The organism is Rhodococcus sp. NPDC060090, from assembly GCF_042729855.1.
Taxonomy (GTDB): Bacteria; Actinomycetota; Actinomycetes; order Mycobacteriales; family Mycobacteriaceae; genus Rhodococcus.
Map to the genome: position 1 here is coordinate 49,277 of NZ_JBHWXB010000006.1, position 15,511 is coordinate 64,787.

A 15,511-nucleotide genomic window follows, 5' to 3' on the forward strand; every position below is an offset into this window, starting at 1 on the left:
GTGAACAGTGCCACATCGAGCACGATAGGGGAAGATGAGGGGTGCATCATGTTCAGATGTCGATGAGTCGGCTCCCACAAGAGCCGACCAACGGAGTGGGCGCTACACCTACGCGCCCCACCACGATGAGGAGCTGACGTTGACAGACCTGATCCACGGCCCCGAAGCCCGAGCGAACGCCGCCACACCGGGCGTTTCGGGTACGGGCCCCTCGACCGAAAACCAGGCGCCCACCACAGGGAACCGGGTTCGGGTCATCCGCGAGGGCGTGGCTTCCTACCTGCCGGACATCGACCCGGCGGAAACCTCCGAGTGGCTCGAGTCCTTCGACGGAATGCTCGAGGCCGCGGGGCCGTCGCGGGCCCGTTACCTGATGTTGCGCATGCTCGAGCGCGCCGGCGAGCGCCACGTGTCGATTCCGGCATTGACCTCCACCGACTACGTCAACACCATTCCCACCGAGAGCGAACCGTGGTTCCCCGGTGACGAAGAGGTCGAGCGCCGCTTCCGCGCCTACATTCGCTGGAACGCCGCGATCATGGTGACCCGCGCGCAGCGCCCCGGTATCGGGGTCGGTGGCCACATCTCCACCTACGCCTCGTCCGCCGCCCTGTACGAAGTCGGTTTCAACCACTTCTTCCGCGGCAAGGACCACCCCGGTGGCGGCGACCAGATCTTCATCCAGGGCCACGCCTCGCCCGGCATCTACGCACGCGCCTTCCTCGAGGGTCGTATCCCCGCCGAGCAACTCGACGGTTTCCGTCAGGAGCACAGCCACCTGAACCAGGGCGGCGCCCTGCCGTCGTACCCGCACCCTCGACTGCTCCCCGACTTCTGGGAGTTCCCGACGGTGTCGATGGGCCTCGGCCCGATGAACGCCATCTACCAGGCACGTTTCAATCATTACCTGGAAGATCGCGGCATCAAGGACACCTCGAAGCAACATGTGTGGGCGTTCCTCGGCGACGGCGAGATGGACGAACCCGAATCGCGTGGCCTCGCGCATGTCGCCGCGACCGAGGGTCTCGACAATCTCACCTTCGTCGTCAACTGCAACCTGCAGCGTCTCGACGGTCCGGTGCGCGGCAACGGCAAGATCATCCAGGAACTGGAGTCGTTCTTCCGCGGTGCGGGCTGGAACGTCATCAAGGTCGTGTGGGGCCGCGAGTGGGATTCACTGCTGCATGCCGACAAGGACGGCGCGCTGGTCAATCTCATGAATGTCACCCCGGACGGCGACTACCAGACCTACAAGGCCAACGACGGCGCCTTCGTCCGCGAGCACTTCTTCGGGCGCGATCCACGCACCAAGGAACTGGTCAAGCACCTCAGCGACCAGCAGATCTGGAACCTCAAGCGCGGCGGGCACGACTACCGCAAGATCCACGCCGCGTACAAGGCCGCGCTGGAGCACAAGGGTCAGCCGACGGTGATCCTCGCCCACACCATCAAGGGCTACACGCTCGGCAAGCACTTCGAGGGCCGCAATGCGACCCACCAGATGAAGAAGCTCACCCTCGAAGACCTGAAGTACTTCCGCGACGTGCAGCGCATCCCCATTTCCGACGCGGAACTGGAGAAGGATCCGACGGCACCGCCGTATTACCATCCGGGTTTCGACGCACCCGAGATCGAGTACATGCTCGAGCGTCGTCGGAACCTCGGCGGGTTCATCCCCGAGCGACGTACGAATGCGGCACCGTTGAAGCAGCCCGAAGCCAAGACGTACGACGTGGTCCGCAAGGGCTCCGGCAAGCAGCAGGTTGCCACCACCATGGCGGTCGTGCGCGTGCTCAAGGAGCTTCTTCGCGACAAGGAGATCGGCAAGCGCATCGTGCCTATCATCCCGGACGAGGCCCGTACGTTCGGTATGGACTCGTGGTTCCCGTCGCTGAAGATCTACAACCGCAACGGTCAGCTGTACACGTCTGTGGACGCGGATCTCATGCTCGCCTACAAGGAGAGCGAGATCGGCCAGATCTTGCACGAGGGCATCAACGAGGCCGGATCGACGGCGTCGTTCACCGCGGTCGGAACCTCGTACGCGACGCACGGCGAGCCGATGATCCCGGTGTACATCTTCTACTCGATGTTCGGCTTCCAGCGCACCGGCGACGGTCTGTGGGCAGCGGCCGACCAGATGGCTCGCGGGTTCGTGCTCGGCGCCACCGCCGGACGCACCACGCTCACTGGTGAAGGCCTGCAGCACGCCGATGGGCACTCGCTGCTTCTCGCCTCCACCAACCCGGCAGCCGTGACGTACGACCCTGCGTTCTCGTACGAGATCGCCCACATCATGCGCGACGGCTTGCGCCGCATGTACGGCGGCACGATGGCGTCTGACGGAACGCTCGAGCCGGGCTTCGGTGGCGAGAACATCTTCTACTACATCACCATCTACAACGAGCCGTACACACAGCCGGCCGAGCCCGAGAACCTCGACGTCGAGGGCTTGCTCAAGGGCATCTACCTTTACCAGCGTGGCGCAGAATCGGGCCCGAAGGCGCAGATCCTCACTTCGGGCGTGATCATGCCCGAAGCGCTGCGTGCCCAGCAGATCCTCGCCGACGAGTGGGGCGTCTCGGCCGACGTGTGGTCGGTGACCTCGTGGGGTGAACTCCGCCGCGAAGGTATCGAGTGCGACCGCCAGGCCCTGCTCAACCCCGGCCAGGACCCCGCAGTCCCGTACGTGCAGCGGGTGCTCGACGACGCGGCAGGCCCGTTCATAGCGGTGTCCGACTGGATGCGTGCGGTGCCCGACCAGATCCGCCAGTGGGTGCCGGGCGACTACACCGTGCTCGGGGCCGACGGGTTCGGGTTCTCCGATACCCGCCCCGCAGCGCGTCGTGTGTTCAACATCGACGCGGAGTCGACGGTCGTCGCGGTGCTCGCAGCGCTCGGCCGCGAAGGTGCGATCGACGCGGCTCGCGCGGTCGAGGCAGCGGCGAAGTACCGGATCGACGATGTCACGGCCGCTGGGGCGCCGACCTCGGATCCGGGCGTGGCCTGACGCCCACTCGTTTCCCGTCACTCGAGCATCGGTGAACCTATCCGGACTCTGTCCGGGTAGGTTCACCGCATGGTCGACGAGCGGGAACCGCGCCGGGTGACGCGTACATCGGGCGCCTTCACTGGACGTCCGATGCCACCGCAACGCCCGGAACCGGCACCGCTGCCCGATGCTCTGTTGCGGCGCGTCAAGCAGTTCTCGGGGCGTATGTCCACCGAGGCCGTGCACGTCATGCAGGAACAGTTGCCGTTCTTCGCAGACCTCGACGCGTCGCAGCGTTCGAATGTTCAGTTGATCATCCAGACGTCGGTGGTCGATTTCCTCGAATGGGTGCGCAACCCCGACAGCGACATCACGTTCAGCCTCGACGCCTTCCAGGCCATTCCGCAGGATCTGGCGCGGAAGCTCACCTTCCGGCAGACCGTCGACATGGTTCGTGCAGCCATGGAGTTCTTCGAACAGTGGCTGCCGGCGCTCGCCCGCAACGAGGAACAACTCATCGCCCTGACCGAGGCAATTCTCCGGTACGGCCGTGAGCTGGGGTTCGCGGCTGCCTCGGTGTACGCGAGCGCCGCGGAGTCGCGGGGCGCCTGGGACACCCGCCTCGAGGCACTGGTGGTCGACGCGGTGGTCCGCGGGGACACAGGATCCGACATGCAGTCCCGTGCCGCCACCCTCAACTGGGATGCGACCGCACCTGCCACCGTCCTCATCGGCTCTCCCCCGCCCGAGGAAGGCGTGTCCGCGGTGACGACGGTGCATACGATCGCCCGGGCACACGGCCGCGCGGCATTGGCGGTCGTGCAGGGCGAGCATCTGGTGATGGTGGTCAGCGGGGAGCTCCACGGCGGTCCGGAGGCCGTCGCGTTCCGGAACGAGCTCATGTACAGCTTCTCGGGCCGTCCCGTCGTCATCGGCCCGACCACACCGACGCTCGCGTCGGCACACGCGTCGGCGGTCGAGGCGATGGCTGGAATGGAGGCCGTGGTCGGCTGGCCGGGTGCTCCTCGTCCGGTGCACGCGACCGAGTTGCTACCCGAACGTGCGCTCCTGGGGGATCCGGGGGCGATCACGGCGCTCGAGGACGAAGTCGTGGCACCCCTCGCCGCCGCCGGTTCGTCCCTTTCCGACACGTTGGACGCCTACCTCGACAGTGGGGGTGCTGTCGAGTCCTGCTCCCGAAAGCTGTTTGTTCATCCAAATACCGTCCGGTACAGATTGAGGCGAATCACCGAGGTAACAGGTCGGGACCCGACAAATCCGCGTGATGCGTACGTGCTCCGAGTCGCGGCAACCGTAGGTCGACTGGCACAAAGTCATAACGAACTAAGATCGCCCACACCACCAGTCACACGATTCACATTCCGAGAACAGGACACGTAACGGTTACGGGCGAGCTTCCGATGGAGAACGCCGACGTGGGAATTTGTAGGAACCCTACAAATCCTGCTCTCACCTTTCATTCCCACCGACATCTCGGAGGAGTGCCTTCAGGGTGTTCTCTGATCATCGTGATTTCGCTGCTTTCCCCGGGTCAGGGGTCTCAGACACCAGGAATGCTGGCTCCGTGGTTGGAGCAGGCCGGCGCTCGTGATCGAATCGAGCTCTGGTCGAAAGCGTCGGGGCTCGATCTCGAACGGCTCGGCACCACCGCCACCGCCGAGGAGATCACCGACACCGCCGTGACCCAACCGCTCGTCGTTGCCACGGCGCTGCTGGCATTCGAGGCGCTCGAAGCTCGTGGCCTGATCGCTGCGGACACGATCTCGGCCGGCCATTCGGTCGGTGAACTCGCCGCCGCCGCCGTTGCAGGGGTCATCACCGCCGACGAGGCCGTCTCCCTCGCCGCGATCCGTGGCGCCGAAATGGCCAAGGCATGCGCTCTCGAACCGACCGGGATGTCCGCCGTCCTCGGCGGCGCCGAGGACGAGGTGCTCGCCCGGCTCGGAGAGCTCGACCTGACACCTGCCAACATGAACGCGGCAGGCCAGATCGTCGCTGCAGGACGCCTCGATGCGCTCGAAGAACTCGCAGCGAACCCGCCCGCGAAGGCACGCATCCGGTCGCTTCCGGTCGCCGGTGCCTTCCACACACGGTTCATGGCCCCGGCACAGGACGCCGTCACCGCAGCAGCGGCGAAGATCACACCCAGTGATCCGACGCGCCCTCTGCTGTCCAACTTCGACGGTGCACTCGCCACCTCCGGGGCCGACGCCCTCGAACGGATCGCAGCACAGGTCACCCGACCTGTCCGCTGGGACCTGTGCACTGCCTACCTGAAGTCCGCCCAGGTGTCCGCCGTGGTGGAATTGCCTCCGGCAGGAACGCTGGTGGGTATCGCCAAGCGCGAGATGCGCGGCACCCCCAACACCGCGCTCAAGACCCCTGAGGACATCGACACATTGGCCGAAACGCTGGTTCTCGGTTAGGTTGCTGCGCGCGCCGTGCGCAGTACGGGCACCTCAAGAACTCCGGGACATCCCGGGCACCGGGACGGACATCCGTACGGACCGGTTTCACACGACACAGTCGACAAACCCCAGAAGGGAGCCACGCAGTGGCCGCCACCCAGGAAGAAATCATCACCGGTCTCGCTGAGATCATCGAAGAGGTCACCGGTATTGAGCCCTCCGAGGTGACCATCGAGAAGTCCTTCGTTGACGACCTCGACATCGACTCGCTCTCGATGGTCGAGATCGCTGTCCAGACCGAAGACAAGTACGGCGTGAAGATCCCCGACGAGGATCTCGCCAGCCTGCGCACCGTCGGTGACGCTGTCTCGTACATCCAGAAGCTCGAGGCCGAGGGCGTTCAGGCCACCAACGACGGCGAATGAGCACAGCCGTGACCTCCCCTTCTCCTCGGACTCTACGAAACGTCGTCGTCACGGCTCTCGCGACCACGACGTCGATCGCAGGTGATGTGGATGCCACATGGAAGGGACTCCTCGCCGGCGAGAGCGGGATCGGCACCCTCAGTGGATTCGTCGACGAGTTCGACCTTCCCGTCCGCATCGGCGGCACGCTGAAGGTCGACCCCGACGAGTCGCTGTCGCGGGTCGAGATCCGGCGGATGAGTTTCGTCGAACGGCTCGCACTGACGCTGTCCCGCACGGTCTGGTCGAACGCCGGTAGCCCGGAGGTCGACCAGGACCGTCTCGGTGTCGTCATCGGCACCGGACTCGGCGGCGGCGATGCCCTCATCGACGCCGTCGACAAGCTTCGCGACGGCGGATACCGCAAGGTGTCGCCGTTCGTGGTGCAGATGGTCATGCCCAATGGCCCGGCGGCCACGGTCGGCCTCGAACTCGGTGCTCGTGCAGGGGTCCTGACACCTGTCTCGGCATGCTCGTCCGGATCCGAGGCCATCGCGAACGCCCACCGGATGATCGCCATGGGCGACGCCGACATCGTCGTCACCGGCGGCGTCGAGGGACGACTCGATGCGGTTGCCACCGCCAGCTTCGCGATGATGCGCGCGCTGAGCACCCGCAACGACGACCCTCAGGGCGCATCCCGTCCCTTCGACAAGGACCGCGACGGATTCGTCTTCGGCGAAGCCGGCGCACTGATGGTCCTCGAATCGGAGGAGCACGCGAAGGCCCGGGGCGCGACGATTCACGCTCGCGTACTCGGCTCCGGTATCACCTCGGACGGGTTCCACATCGTGGCCCCCGATCCGAACGGTACGGGCGCTGCCCGTGCGATGACCCGGGCGATCGAAACCGCCGGGTTGTCCAAGTCCGACATCGGGCACGTCAACGCACATGCGACGGCTACCCCGATCGGAGACGTCGCCGAGGCCAAGGCCATCGGCGCAGCGGTGGGAAATCACGCCGCGATCTACGCACCGAAGTCCGCGCTCGGACATTCGATCGGCGCTGTCGGTGCGCTCGAGGCAGCACTCACGGTCCTGGCCCTGCGTGAGGGAGTCATCCCCCCCACGCTGAACCTCGAGAACCAGGATCCAGACATCGACCTGGATGTGGTCCACGGCGAGCCGCGCTATGGACAGATCGATTTCGCGTTGAACAACTCGTTCGGTTTCGGTGGGCACAACGTTGCCCTCGCGTTCGGTCGGGCCTGACCCGACCGGCTTACGCCGCGCACGCGGTGGAGGTTCCCCCTCGGAGCCTCCACCGCACCACACCACCGCGTTTCGCCCGAGGAGCACCCGATGACAATTCTGGATCCGGCCACGCAGCGCGACAGCGCAGTGGACCCACGTGATCCGCTGGCCCGCCTCGAGAAGCTGTTCGATCCGGGCTCGGTGGAGCTGCTCCATCCACGCGACAACTCCGGCGTCCTTGCCGCGATCGGTCGCATCGACGGTGTCCGCACCGTCGCCTACTGCTCCGACGCGACCGTCATGGGCGGTGCGATGGGCGTCGAAGGGTGCCGGCACATCGTCGACGCCATCGACAACGCGATCGACAACGAACATCCGATCGTCGGCCTGTTCCATTCCGGCGGCGCGCGCCTCGCCGAAGGAGTCGAGGCGCTCCACGCGGTCGGCCTCGTCTTCGAGGCAATGGTCCGCGCATCGGGATACATCCCTCAGATTTCCGTCGTCCTCGGATTCGCCGCGGGCGGCGCCGCGTACGGTCCTGCTCTCACCGACATCGTCATCATGGCTCCGGAAGGCCGCGTGTTCGTCACCGGTCCCGACGTGGTGCGGAGCGTCACCGGTGAGCAGGTCGACATGGAGTCGCTCGGCGGGCCCGACACCCATACCAAGAAGTCCGGTGTCGCACACATAGCGGCACACGATCAGGAGGATGCGCTCTATCGCGCGCGCCGCCTGGTGTCGATGCTCACGGAGCAGGGCGAGTTCGATGTTGCTGCCGCCGAACTCGGCGACACCGATCTCCGTGCATTGATGCCCGAGTCCGCGCGTCGCGCCTACGATGTGCGTCCGATCGTCCACGAACTGCTCGACAATGTCGACGGCGAATCGAGTTTCGAAGAACTCCAGGGCGGCTGGGCGCGCAGCGTCGTCACAGGCTTCGGACGACTCGGGGGCCGCACGGTCGGTGTCATCGCCAACAATCCGCTGCGTCTCGGCGGCTGCCTCAATTCCGAGAGCGCCGAGAAGTCGGCCCGGTTCGTGCGCATGTGCAATGCGTTCGGCGTGCCGCTCGTGGTGGTCGTCGATGTTCCCGGTTATCTGCCCGGCGTGAGCCAGGAATGGAACGGAGTCGTGCGGCGCGGTGCCAAACTTCTGCACGCTTTCGCCGAGGCCACGGTGCCGCGCGTGACACTTGTGACCCGCAAGATCTACGGCGGCGCCTACATCGCCATGAACTCGCGTGCACTGGGCGCAACCGCAGTGTTCGCGTGGCCCGAGTCGGAGGTGGCTGTCATGGGCGCCAAGGCTGCCGTGGGCATCCTGCACAAGAAGGCGCTCGCCGCCGCACCGGACGACGAACGCGAAGCGTTCCACGATCGCCTGGCGGCCGAACACGAAGCTCTCGCAGGCGGTGTCGGCCGGGCCATGACGATCGGCGTGGTCGACGAGATGATCGAGCCGTCGAAGACTCGCAGCACGCTTGCGGCAGCCTTGGCAGCAGCACCGGCGCGCCGCGGTCGGCACAAGAACATTCCGCTGTAGTTCCGCTGACGAACCTCGGTCACCCGACGTCGCGGCGAAGCCAGGTCACCTGCGCACCGTCGTCTCCGCTTCGGTAGGGCTCGAGTTCGTCGTCCCATGCCGTTCCGAGTGAACGGTGCATTTCGCCCTCGACATCGGCCGAGGCGAGCATCGCGCGCAGGCGCATCTCGCCGATCACGACATCGCCGTTCGCGCTGGTGTTACCGCGCCACAGTCCCAAATGAGGAACATAGCTGTACCGCTCACCGTCGACGCCTTCGCTCGGGTTCTCGGTGATCTCGAACCTGAGCATGGGCCAGACCCGCAGCGCTTCGACCAACCGCGCCGCGGTACCGACCGGACCGATCCAGTCCACTGCGGTGCGCAGCAGACCTGCGCCGGCGGGCTGCCCCGTCCACGTCAGATCGGGGCGGCTCTCCAGTGTGGACGCCAGCGCCCACTCGATGTGCGGACACACCGCAGCCGGCGACGAATGGACGTAGACCACCCCGGTCGTCGCATCCGCGAACTGGTTAGATGCGCGCATACATTCATCTCCGATCTGACGAGGACGTCTTCCCCAACGACCTCTTCAACAAAGGCGACGCGATGCGACTATCCGATAGTGTGCCGGTGTTGCGCGTGTTTCGCTAGCGAACGGCAGAGGTTTTTGTGATTTCACCCAGAACGGCGTCGTTGAACTCCGACCACAGCGGTTTCGCCCAGTCACCGAATGCCCGATTTGTGAGGACTACGCAGGCGGTTTCGATTTCGGGATCGACCCAGATAAATGTTCCGGATTGACCGAAATGACCGAAAGTCCGAGGGGAATTCCCCGTCCCGGTCCAATGCGGATTCTTTTCCCCTCGCAGTTCGACACCGAGACCCCACTCGTTCGGTTTGAACATTCCGTATCCGGGCACGATTCCGTTCAATCCGGGAAACTGCACCCGGGTCGCCTCGTCGAAGGTTTCGCGCGACACCAGGACGGGATCCAACAGCTCCGCGGCGAAGCGGGTCAGGTCCTGTGTCGACGAGCTCGCGCCGTGGCCTGCGGACCCCGACAAAGTCGACGCCCGCATCCCGAGCGGTTCGAACACTGCTTGGTGAAGATACTCGGCGAAGCCGATACCGGTCTCGGCCTCGACCAGCTCCGCGAGCACCTCGAATCCGGCGCTCGAGTAGATGCGCTTGCGCTCCGGTTCGCTCTGGACGGTCCGGTCTCCGAACGCCAGCCCTGACGCATGCGCGAGCAGGTGACGCACCGTCGACCCTGGCGGGCCCGCGGGCTGGTCGAGTTCGACGGCGCCCTCTTCGACTGCGACGAGCAGCGCGTAGGCGACCAGAGGCTTGGTCACGGATGCGAGGGGATACACCTCGGCGAGATCGCCCACGGATCCCACAACGCCGCCGTCGCGGGTGAGAACCGCGCCGGCGGCGTGATCGACGGGCCAGTCGGAGATCAGAGAGAGGCTGCGCACCAGAACAGACTAGGGCAACCGATCAGCCTGCGAGATCGCCCACACAGACGTGCCTCGTCACCAGTCGGCTTCGGTGTACCGGATGACGCCGCGGATGTTCTTGCCGTCGAGCATGTCCTTGTAACCGTCGTTGAGCTGCTCGAGGTTGTACGTGCGCGTGACCATGTCGGCGAGGTTGAGCTGACCGGACCGGTACAGGTCCAGCAGGTTCGGGATGTCGACGCGCGCATTGCACCCGCCGAAGATGTTCCCCTTGAGATCCTTCTGCAGCATGGCGAAGAGGAACGAGTTCAGCTTGACGTCCATGTCGGCCATGAATCCCATCGCGGTGACGACACACTTGCCGCCCTTCGCCGTGAGGGTGAGCGACGGATCGACCAGATCACCGGTCATTTCGCCGACCGTGATGATCGTCTTCTGGCACATCTTGCCCCACGTGATCTCCATGATCGGCACGATCGCCTCTTCGATCGAGGCGTACGTGTGGGTGGCGCCGAACTTCAGGGCCTGCTCGCGCTTCCACGGCACCGGGTCGATCGCGAACACGTGGCGGGCGCCGGAAGCGACCGCGCCCTGAAGGGCGCTCATTCCGACGCCGCCGATACCGATGACCGCGACCGAATCCCCCGCCTTCACGTCCGCGATATGGGTCGCGGATCCCCAGCCCGTGGGTACGCCGCAACCCACGAGTGCCGCGAGTTCGAACGGGATGTCCTTGCCGATCTTGACGACCTGGCTCTGATTGACAGTCATGTAGGGAGAGAAGGTGCCGAGCAGGCACATCGGGATGACGTTCTCGCCGCGCGCCTGGATGCGGTAGCTGCCGTCCGAGATCGACTGGCCGCTGAGCAGTCCCGCGCCGAGGTCACACAGGTTCGACTGTCCGGACGCGCACGACGGACACCGGCCACACGCCGGAATGAACGACAGGACGACGTGGTCGCCCACCTCGAATCCGACCACACCGTCGCCGACCTTGGTGATGACACCCGATCCCTCGTGACCACCCATCACCGGATAGGACGGCATCGGAGTCGCGCCGGTGACGATGTGGTGGTCCGAGTGGCACATACCGGCGGCTTCCATGCGGATCTGCACTTCCCCCGCGATCGGATCGCCGAGTTCGATCTCCTCGACCGACCACGCCTCGTTGAGCCCCCACAGCAGTGCACCCTTGGTCTTCATCTGGCTACGCCCTCCATCACATTGCAGCTTGTGCAGGTGACACTAGCCACAAATCAGGAAAATTGGAACAGGTTCTACCAGAATTCTCTGCTACTCCACATCCCGCAGATGATGGACGTGCTCGTGGGGGAAATACAGGGCGAGAGCGCCGGCGGTGAACCTCGCACCGTCACCTCGCCGGCCGGTCCGTGAGTGCAATTCCGCCGCTTCCGGATCGAATCCACACTCGGGACACGCACGCTCGACCACCCGGGTTCAGTCTTTGTCTTCCACTCGGATCACCATGCGTCCATGGCAGGTGCCGATCCGAACAGCACACTCTCATTGTAGAGAATGGCATTTCCGTCTAACGTGAACACCATGCCGGTATGCGGCAGGAAGCGACGCGACGGCATCGGACAATGGAGGACGACATATGACGACGAAGGCGCTCGCGCCCGAGGTATCCACATGGCCGGCGGAGGATCCGCAGCTGATCGGCAGTCACTGCGGCGACTGTTCGGCGACCACGTGGCCACAGCAGTCCCGGTGCCCCCGCTGCAGCGGGGCCGACGTCTCCGAACTGCTGCTCCCCCGCCGCGGCACCCTCGTGGCATGGACGACGCAGGGATTCGTTCCCAAGCAGCCCTACGCGGGAAGTGAGACCGCCGAGAATTTCGAACCGTTCGCCTTCGGACTCGTCCAGTTGGGCGATGTGGTTCGCGTCGAGGCCCGTCTCACCGAGAACGATCCGGAGAAGCTGAAGCCCGGCATGGAACTCGAACTCACCTTCGTGCCCTTCTACACGGACGACGAGGGAACCGACATCGTCACGTGGGCATTCGCGCCGATCTGATCCACCTACACCTGATCGAGGAGTCCTAGAACTATGAACGACGTTGCCATCATCGGTGTGGGCCTTCACCCGTTCGGCAGATTCGGCGCCAAGTCGGCCATCGAGATGGCCGCCGACGCGATCCAGCTCGCACTCGAAGACTCGGGCGTGGCGTGGAAAGACATCCAATTCGGCATCGGCGGCAGCTACGAGGTGGACAACACCGACGCCGTCACCCGTTTGGTGGGCCTGACCGGCATTCCGTTCACCAACGTGTTCAACGCGTGTGCCACATCTGCCAGCGCGATCGAGCAGACCGCCGACGGTATCCGCTCCGGCAAATACGACATCGGTATCGCCGTCGGCACCGACAAGCACCCCCGCGGCGCCTTCACCGCAGACCCGGCGATGCTCGGCCTCCCGGGCTGGTACGCCGAGAACGGGCAGTTCGTCACGACCAAGTTCTTCGGCATGAAGGCCAACCGGTACGTGATCGACCACGACATCTCGCACGAGACGTTGGCCCGTGTCGCGGCGAAGAACTTCCGGAACGGCGGCAAGAACCCGAAGGCGTTCCGCCGCACCGAGTTCAGCATCGAGGAGATCCTCTCGTCACCGATGCTGAACTACCCGTTGACCGCCAAGATGTTCTGTGCCCCGGACGAGGGCGCGGCAGCGGTCATCATGTGCCGTGGCGATCTCGCCGCGAAGTTCTCGTCGAACAAGCCCGTATACCTGCGGTCGACGGCGATCCGCACCCGCACGTACGGCGCCTACGAAGTCCACGCGACATGGGCGGCGACCGAAGAGGACGTCTCCCCCACCGTGTATGCAGCGAAGGCCGCGTACGAGGCCGCGGGCATCGGTCCCGAGGACGTCGACGTCGCACAGTTGCAGGACACCGACGCAGGCGCCGAGGTCATCCACATGGCCGAGACCGGCCTGTGCGCCGACGGCGACCAGGAGAAGCTGATCGCCGAGGGCGCCACCGAGATCGGCGGCTCGCTGCCCGTGAACACAGACGGCGGCCTCATCGCCAACGGTGAACCCATTGGCGCGTCGGGTATCCGCCAGGTGCACGAGCTCGTCCACCAGCTCCGCGGCACCGCCGGCGAACGTCAGGTTCCCGGCAATCCGCGCGTCGGCCTCGCACAGGTCTACGGCGCACCGGGCACTGCGGCGGCGTCGATCCTGTCACTCTGATCACCGACGTCCGCTTCGATCGGCAACGAGGAGTCACCCACGGAACACCGTGGGTGACTCCTCGCTCACCCGATGACGAACACCGATTCGGTGCGGGTAGTATTCGGACATCACAAGGGTCGATGCCGGGGGGACGACTCAGCAGCATCCCGGATGTCGAAGGACCCCCTCATGAATCGATCCTCCTTGTCTCGCCGCGTGCATCGCACGATCGCCGCACTCGCTGTCGCCGCGGCTGCTGCGTCGCTGGCCGGTGCAGGTAGCGCCGCCGCGACTCCCGCACCCTCCACCGCGTACGTCGATAGCGTGACTCCGATCAGCGAGCAGCGTTGGAGGGTCGACGTGTATTCGCCCGCAATGGATACCGTCGTCCCGCTGGATGTACTCCGACCCGCCGACGACAGCGCACCGCGACCGGTTCTCTACGCCCTGGGTGGGGCGGGCGTCGGAGTCATCGAGGGCACCGGCTGGATCGAGAGCAGCAACATCGCCGAGTTCTACTCCGACAAGAACGTCAATGTCGTCATTCCGGCTACCGGCAATTTCAGCTATTTCACCGACTGGGCCGAGGACGATCCTGTGCTCGGGCGCAACAAGTGGGAGACGTTCCTGACCCGGGAATTGCCGCCGGTGATCGACGCCGAATTGGGAGCGAACGGCGTCCAGTCCATTTTGGGGATGTCGATGAGCGCCGGATCCGCCCTGGATCTGGCGATCCGGAGCGGCGATCTGTATTCAGGTGTCGCGGCCTTCAGCGGATGTGTGCGCACCAGCGACACCATCGGGCGGCAGTACGTGAAGCTGGTGGTGGAACGTCGAGGTAAGGGAAACGCCGACAACATGTGGGGGCCGGCCGGCGATCCCCGTTGGGCCGAACACGACGTCTATCTCAACGCTGAGGGCCTGCGCGGCAAGGAGCTCTATCTCGCGAGCCGCAACGGCCTGCCCGGCGTATACGACGTTCCCGGACAGGAGCGCGCTGCAGGCGAGTCGTTCAACACTCAGATCGTGGTCGGTGGAGCCATCGAGGCAGCAACCCAGATCTGCACCTCACAGCTGGTGAACCGACTCGACGAGCTGGGCATCCCGGTGACCGCAGATCTCGGATCTTCCGGCACCCATTCCTGGGGCTACTGGGAAGACGACCTGCGCAACTCGTGGCCGACTCTCGCCGCATCGATGGGTGTCGAAATCCGATAGTCATCGGAACCGCGAGCACTGTGGATCCTCTCGCTACTTGACCGCGATCGGATTGAGCGGAGATCCGACACCGCCCGGGATGTTGAGCGGGCACGCTACGAACATGCACTCGTACACGCCGTCCGCGGCACAGTCCTCGGCGAGTTCCTCGAAGTCGAACATCTCACCGAGGAGCAGGCCCATGTCGCGGAGTGCGAGCATGTGGAACGGAATCATCGGCCCGCCGGGATTCGCGCCGAGCGCCTCGACCGCGAGGTTGTCTGCGCACACTGCCGCAAGACCGTGGTCGCGGATCCATCGGGCGCACTCCCACGTGAGCCCCGGGGACCCACTGAGTGCGACGTCGGCGCCGCGTCGATGATGGGGATAGGTTCCCGTGCGCAACAGCATGATGTCGCCTTCGGACACGGTGATTCCGGTTTCTCCCAGTACAGCGTCGAGTATCTCCGGTGTAATCTGCGTGCCGGGCGAAAGGTAGTCGACGCCGAAGTGCCGCGGCACGTCGAACAGCACGCCGCGAGACACGACCCCCGCCACCAGGTTCTGGATCGAGCAGCGTTCAGCACCCCACGCGGTGACAGCGGTGTCGTGATGGAATCCGTTGTAGAGCAGATCGTCGTACCAGACGTGCGCGAGTGCATCGAAGTGTGTCGTCGAATGGGTCCCGAGGATCAGCATGTCTTCCGACGAACACACCTCGAGCACTTGACCTTTCGGCATGTCACCGCGATATCGAGTCATCGTATGGATCGGGTTGAAGCGCCCGCTGGTCCGGATGTCGTGCGGTCCGTGCTCGTCGGCGGGCATCGACAGCGAGAACGACGCCCCGCGCCGGACGGTCGCGGCAGCTTCCTGGACCTTCGCCGGCGTGAGGAGGTTGAGCGTGCCGCGCTGGTCGCCGTCACCCCAGCGACCCCAGTTGCTCAGTTCGCGCCCGACTTCGCGAACCCCGTCCATGTCGATCGTCGCCAACCCGACTCCCTCACTCTTCGCCAGAATGCAGATCCAGCACCAGGAGAACATAATTCT

13 protein-coding genes are annotated in these 15,511 nt (G+C 65.1%); 9 read left to right on the forward strand and 4 right to left on the reverse strand.

Annotated elements, in window-relative coordinates:
- Window positions 1-139: 139 nt before the first annotated feature.
- The 6 genes from aceE to ACFWCF_RS09950 all read left to right on the forward strand — a co-directional run bounded on the left by aceE (window position 140) and on the right by ACFWCF_RS09950 (window position 8,620).
- Window positions 140-3,010, forward strand: coding sequence for a pyruvate dehydrogenase (acetyl-transferring), homodimeric type (aceE, locus tag ACFWCF_RS09925; protein ID WP_378560385.1), 2,871 nt, complete (start codon window positions 140-142; stop codon window positions 3,008-3,010).
- A 132-nt stretch (window positions 3,011-3,142) separates the two neighbouring features.
- Window positions 3,143-4,393, forward strand: a complete 1,251-nt coding sequence (locus ACFWCF_RS09930) for a PucR family transcriptional regulator (protein WP_378560388.1) — start codon at window positions 3,143-3,145, stop codon at window positions 4,391-4,393.
- Window positions 4,394-4,521: 128 nt separating this feature from the next.
- Window positions 4,522-5,439, forward strand: coding sequence for an ACP S-malonyltransferase (locus tag ACFWCF_RS09935; RefSeq protein WP_378560391.1), 918 nt, complete (start codon window positions 4,522-4,524; stop codon window positions 5,437-5,439).
- Window positions 5,440-5,567: 128 nt separating this feature from the next.
- Window positions 5,568-5,846 carry a meromycolate extension acyl carrier protein AcpM gene (gene acpM, locus ACFWCF_RS09940; protein WP_169686267.1) on the forward strand — a complete coding sequence of 93 codons (279 nt, stop codon included), beginning with the start codon at window positions 5,568-5,570 and terminating at the stop codon, window positions 5,844-5,846.
- Complete coding sequence (locus tag ACFWCF_RS09945) at window positions 5,843-7,096, forward strand: KasA/KasB family beta-ketoacyl-ACP synthase (RefSeq protein ID WP_378560395.1); 1,254 nt, start codon at window positions 5,843-5,845, stop codon at window positions 7,094-7,096. Before acpM ends, ACFWCF_RS09945 begins: the two co-directional genes overlap by 4 nt.
- 90 nt (window positions 7,097-7,186) lie before the next feature.
- The gene (locus tag ACFWCF_RS09950; protein WP_378560398.1) at window positions 7,187-8,620 is read left to right on the forward strand and encodes an acyl-CoA carboxylase subunit beta; all 1,434 of its coding nucleotides are present in this window, start codon (window positions 7,187-7,189) and stop codon (window positions 8,618-8,620) included.
- A 19-nt stretch (window positions 8,621-8,639) separates the two neighbouring features.
- On the opposite strand, the gene ACFWCF_RS09955 is transcribed toward ACFWCF_RS09950, so the two are convergent.
- The 3 genes from ACFWCF_RS09955 to ACFWCF_RS09965 form a co-directional block, all read right to left on the reverse strand.
- Window positions 8,640-9,146, reverse strand: coding sequence for a DUF3145 domain-containing protein (locus ACFWCF_RS09955; RefSeq protein ID WP_378489825.1), 507 nt, complete (start codon window positions 9,144-9,146; stop codon window positions 8,640-8,642).
- A 103-nt stretch (window positions 9,147-9,249) separates the two neighbouring features.
- Entirely contained in the window at window positions 9,250-10,080 is an 831-nt protein-coding gene (locus ACFWCF_RS09960; RefSeq protein ID WP_378489824.1) for a serine hydrolase domain-containing protein, read from the reverse strand.
- A 57-nt stretch (window positions 10,081-10,137) separates the two neighbouring features.
- Window positions 10,138-11,265, reverse strand: coding sequence for an NDMA-dependent alcohol dehydrogenase (locus tag ACFWCF_RS09965; protein WP_378489823.1), 1,128 nt, complete (start codon window positions 11,263-11,265; stop codon window positions 10,138-10,140).
- Window positions 11,266-11,680: 415 nt separating this feature from the next.
- On the opposite strand from ACFWCF_RS09965, the gene ACFWCF_RS09970 reads away from it, so the two are divergent.
- The 3 genes from ACFWCF_RS09970 to ACFWCF_RS09980 all read left to right on the forward strand — a co-directional run bounded on the left by ACFWCF_RS09970 (window position 11,681) and on the right by ACFWCF_RS09980 (window position 14,482).
- Entirely contained in the window at window positions 11,681-12,100 is a 420-nt protein-coding gene (locus ACFWCF_RS09970) for a Zn-ribbon domain-containing OB-fold protein (RefSeq protein WP_378489822.1), read from the forward strand.
- Window positions 12,101-12,133: 33 nt separating this feature from the next.
- On the forward strand, window positions 12,134-13,282 hold the full coding sequence (locus ACFWCF_RS09975; RefSeq protein ID WP_378489821.1) for a thiolase family protein: 1,149 nt from the start codon (window positions 12,134-12,136) through the stop codon (window positions 13,280-13,282).
- A gap of 171 nt (window positions 13,283-13,453) precedes the next feature.
- Complete coding sequence (locus ACFWCF_RS09980; RefSeq protein ID WP_378489820.1) at window positions 13,454-14,482, forward strand: alpha/beta hydrolase; 1,029 nt, start codon at window positions 13,454-13,456, stop codon at window positions 14,480-14,482.
- 33 nt (window positions 14,483-14,515) lie between these two features.
- Here ACFWCF_RS09980 and ACFWCF_RS09985 read toward each other — a convergent pair whose 3' ends face one another.
- Window positions 14,516-15,454, reverse strand: coding sequence for a cyclase family protein (locus ACFWCF_RS09985; protein ID WP_378489819.1), 939 nt, complete (start codon window positions 15,452-15,454; stop codon window positions 14,516-14,518).
- Window positions 15,455-15,511: the final 57 nt, after the last annotated feature.

Excerpts from the sequence above, each read along its gene's own strand:
- ACFWCF_RS09945 (WP_378560395.1), top strand. The coding sequence starts at position 5,843 with ATGAGCACAGCCGTGACCTCCCCTTCTCCTCGGACTCTACGAAACGTC.
- ACFWCF_RS09980 (WP_378489820.1), top strand. The coding sequence starts at position 13,454 with ATGAATCGATCCTCCTTGTCTCGCCGCGTGCATCGCACGATCGCCGCA.
- ACFWCF_RS09930 (WP_378560388.1), top strand. The coding sequence starts at position 3,143 with ATGCCACCGCAACGCCCGGAACCGGCACCGCTGCCCGATGCTCTGTTG.
- ACFWCF_RS09955 (WP_378489825.1), bottom strand. The coding sequence starts at position 9,146 with ATGCGCGCATCTAACCAGTTCGCGGATGCGACGACCGGGGTGGTCTAC.
- ACFWCF_RS09950 (WP_378560398.1), top strand. The coding sequence starts at position 7,187 with ATGACAATTCTGGATCCGGCCACGCAGCGCGACAGCGCAGTGGACCCA.
- ACFWCF_RS09975 (WP_378489821.1), top strand. The coding sequence starts at position 12,134 with ATGAACGACGTTGCCATCATCGGTGTGGGCCTTCACCCGTTCGGCAGA.
- ACFWCF_RS09970 (WP_378489822.1), top strand. The coding sequence starts at position 11,681 with ATGACGACGAAGGCGCTCGCGCCCGAGGTATCCACATGGCCGGCGGAG.
- ACFWCF_RS09965 (WP_378489823.1), bottom strand. The coding sequence starts at position 11,265 with ATGAAGACCAAGGGTGCACTGCTGTGGGGGCTCAACGAGGCGTGGTCG.